General features: G+C 47.9%; 4 protein-coding genes and 2 tRNA genes. All 6 read right to left on the reverse strand.

The genetic code is table 11. From position 1 onward, the window contains the following. Positions 1-8: 8 nt before the first annotated feature. Positions 9-93 (reverse strand) — tRNA-Leu (locus tag ACJMLT_RS07625). Positions 94-297: 204 nt separating this feature from the next. Beyond that, a tRNA-Leu gene (locus ACJMLT_RS07630) sits at positions 298-382 on the reverse strand. 150 nt (positions 383-532) lie between these two features. Continuing rightward, positions 533-1,120 (reverse strand): lysine exporter LysO family protein, encoded by a 588-nt coding sequence (locus ACJMLT_RS07635; protein ID WP_405728943.1) that lies wholly within the window; start codon positions 1,118-1,120, stop codon positions 533-535. Beyond that, complete coding sequence (locus tag ACJMLT_RS07640; protein WP_405728946.1) at positions 1,117-1,398, reverse strand: LysO family transporter; 282 nt, start codon at positions 1,396-1,398, stop codon at positions 1,117-1,119. Before ACJMLT_RS07640 ends, ACJMLT_RS07635 begins: the two co-directional genes overlap by 4 nt. An 81-nt stretch (positions 1,399-1,479) precedes the next feature. Then, complete coding sequence (gene ltaE / locus ACJMLT_RS07645; protein WP_405728949.1) at positions 1,480-2,517, reverse strand: low-specificity L-threonine aldolase; 1,038 nt, start codon at positions 2,515-2,517, stop codon at positions 1,480-1,482. Positions 2,518-2,537: 20 nt separating this feature from the next. Continuing rightward, the coding region (locus ACJMLT_RS07650) for an ABC-F family ATP-binding cassette domain-containing protein (RefSeq protein ID WP_405728952.1) at positions 2,538-3,590 on the reverse strand (1,053 nt) is incomplete at its 5' end.

A 3,590-nucleotide genomic window follows, 5' to 3' on the forward strand; every position in this document is an offset into this window, starting at 1 on the left:
GCAATAACTGCGGATGACAGGACTTGAACCTGCACGGGCGCAATGCCCACTAGAACCTGAATCTAGCGCGTCTGCCAGTTCCGCCACATCCGCACAACTCAGTGTGCTTGACTATAATAACCCATCCAAAAAGATTTGTCAACACTTTTTTTGAGAAAAAATGAAGATTTTTTCAAATGTATAAAATGCATCTGTTTCCCCTGTCGACGTAGAGGACCTTCCTCGCTCTGAAGCATCTTTCTTCTGATAGAGAAAAAAGAAAAAGGTCATCGTTTCCGATGACCTTATCCGCATTACTGCGGATGACAGGACTTGAACCTGCACGGGCGCAATGCCCACTAGAACCTGAATCTAGCGCGTCTGCCAGTTCCGCCACATCCGCACAACTCAGTGCGCTTGACTATAATAACGCATCTACTCTCTTTTGTCAACAACTTTTTGTAAAAAATTGAAGAAAAGTTTTTAAAAATATCTTTGCGGAGCAAAGACATCCAGTAAGCCGCAGGCTTACGGATGCTTTTCACAAATACCATCACAAGAAAATCGGCACCAGCACGGGCACAACCAGCGTACAGACAACACCGCTGACAAAGCTCAGAACCGCCACTGTGGCATTGGTATTTCTGCTGATGATCCCCAGCGTCGTATCCATGGCTGTTGCGCCGGCAGGGGCAATGGCGCAGTAATAATTCAGGTGACTGGCAATAAAGGGCACCACAATAAATGTCAGCATTTCACGGAAGACATTGGCCAGAAAAGAGATCGTCCCCCCTACAGGATTGCCGGCCTCTGTGATGAGGATGCCGGAAAGGCTGTACCAGCCCAGCCCTGCAGAAATAGCCAGCCCCTCTTTTACGGGCAGACCTGTCAGAAGTGCCGTCAGAGCCCCGCCACAGAGAGAGCCTGCCACCACGCCAAAGGGGATCAGCAAAATCTTGAACCCCAGTTCTTTGATCCGGGTGAATACCTCTTTATTCAGCCCCATATCGATACCTACGGAAAACAGCAGGATCAGCAGCATATAAGAAGAGGCACTGTCGATCATTGCGCTGATGTTTTCCGGCAGGATAAACCCCGCGCCAATGCCAAGCACCAGCACGATCAGAATGGCAAGACTCATTTTCCCCCCTCCTTTTCCAGAAACAGGTTAGAAAGGATATACACCACAAGAACGCTGCAAAGGGCAGTAATGATCGCAAAAAGGATCGCCTTGCCGCCCAGCAGAGGCAGATTTTTCACAATATCCCCGTTTCTGCCGATACTGACCCCCATACAGAAGATCAGGAGCATCAGCCAGACTGTCTGCAGTTTGCTGTTCAGTTTAATCCCTTTTTCCTTCAGAAAACCTTTGTAGCCGATCAGAAAACCGATGCCGACTGCCAGAAAGATATCCCACATAATTCTGATCCCTCCAAAAATCTGCCCCTGTGTAAACACAGAGGCAGTCATGATTTTACTTATTTTTTATTTCGAAAGCGCTTACTTCGCCTTTTTCATCAGTTCGATCACTGTGTCGATCTCTTCTCTGGAAACATAAGCATTTGTCACATAGCGCATCATGCCGTTATCTTCGCCGTTAATGATGACATTATTTTCTGCCATATAAGCCACCAGATGCTGAGAATCCAGAGGATACTCTTTCAGTTTGAAGAACACCATGTTGATCTGCTGACGTTCCTGATAGACTTCCAGACCTTCCACTTCTGTCAGTCTTTCCGCCATATACGCCGCATTGTCATGGTCTTCCTGCAGTCTGTCTGTCATTTCTGTCAGAGCGATGATACCTGCTGCCGCAAGGATCCCTGCCTGACGCATGCCGCCGCCCAGAATTTTACGTTTTCTTCTGGCAAGGTCAATAAATGCCTTGGAGCCTACCAGAACAGAACCTACGGGCGCGCAGAGCCCTTTGGACAGGCATACGGAAATAGAATCGGCATACTGTGCCATTTCCTTCACATCTACCCCCAGATAAGCTGCCGCATTGAAGATGCGGGCGCCATCGATATGGACGGGCAGATCATATTTCTTTGCCAGTTCCCAGACAGACTTCATATATTCTACGGAACGCACCTGACCATCGGAATCGGCGTTTTCGTAAGTGATGAGGGCTGTGGCAGGCTGATGGATATCTGTAGGGTCTTTACGAATGTAATATTCCACGATATCCAGAGGCATTTCCCCTGCTGCGTTCTGTACCGTTCTCAGCTGTGCACCGGCAATGATCGCCGCTGCACCGGCTTCGTGTACCACGATATGGCAGTTATCAGGCAGGATCACTTCATCACCGCGGTTTTTCACCCATGTGAACACCGCAGTCTGATTGCTCATGGTGCCTGTAGGCATGAAGCAAGCCGCTTCCTTGCCAAAGCGTTCCGCCGCCAGTCTTTCCAGTTCATTGATGGTGGCGTCATCGCCGTAAACATCATCGCCTACGATGGCTTCAAACATCGCCTGACGCATTTTCTCTGTGGGCACTGTTACCGTATCACTTCTTAAATCGATTTTTCCGTTGATCATAGGGGTTCCCTCCTGATTCCTTACTGAGACAGTTTTTCTCTCATGGCATCGATGCTTTCATCGTCGATGTATTCATCGTATGTCATCTGTCTGTCGATGATACCGCCGGGCAGGATCTCGATGATTCTGTCAGCGATGGTCTGTACGAACTGGTGGTCATGGGAGTCAAACAGCAGTGTGCCTTTGAAGTTTGTCAGACCTTCGTTGACTGCTGTGATAGATTCCAGATCCAGGTGATTAGTAGGTTCGTCCAGGATCATTACGTTGGCACCGCTCATCATCATTTTGCACAGCATACATCTTACCTTTTCACCACCGGACAGTACGTTTGCCGCTTTCAGCGCTTCTTCACCACTGAACAGCATTCTGCCTAGCCAGCCGCGGATATCGGAGTCATACTGTTCGCCTTCTTTTGCATAAGGACGCAGCCATTCGATCAGGCTGTCTTTGCAGCCTTCGAAATATTCTGTATTGTCTTTGGGGAAGTAAGCTGTTTTTGTTGTTACACCCCATTTGAATGTACCTTCATCGGGTTCCATTTCACCCATCAGGATCTGGAACAGTGTGGTTCTTGCGATTTCGTCCTTACCTACGAAAGCAACTTTTTCTTTGGGACGGATCATAAAGCTTACGTTGTTCAGCACTTTTTTGCCATCGATTGTTTTGGAGATACCATCTACCAGCAGTACGTCATTCCCAACTTCTCTGTCCTGTTTGAAGTCACAGAAGGGGTAACGGCGGCTGGAGGGTTTGATGGTATCCATCTGCAGGTTATCCAGCAGTTTCTTTCTGGAAGTTGCCTGTTTTGCTTTGGAAGCGTTGGCAGAGAATCTCTGGATGAAGTCCTGCAGTTCTTTGATTTTCTGTTCCACGCGTTTATTTTGATCTTTCAGCTGACGCTGTGTCATCTGTGTATAGTTGTACCAGAAATCATAGTTACCTACGAACATGGTGATCTTACCGTAGTCGATATCTGCAATGTTTGTGCAGACTTTGTTCAGGAAGTGACGGTCATGGGAAACAACGATAACGGTGTTTTCGAAGTTCATCAGGAATTCTTCCAGCCATTTGAT

Source organism: Anaerotignum sp. (assembly GCF_045122575.1).
Lineage (GTDB): Bacteria > Bacillota > Clostridia > Lachnospirales > Anaerotignaceae > Anaerotignum_A.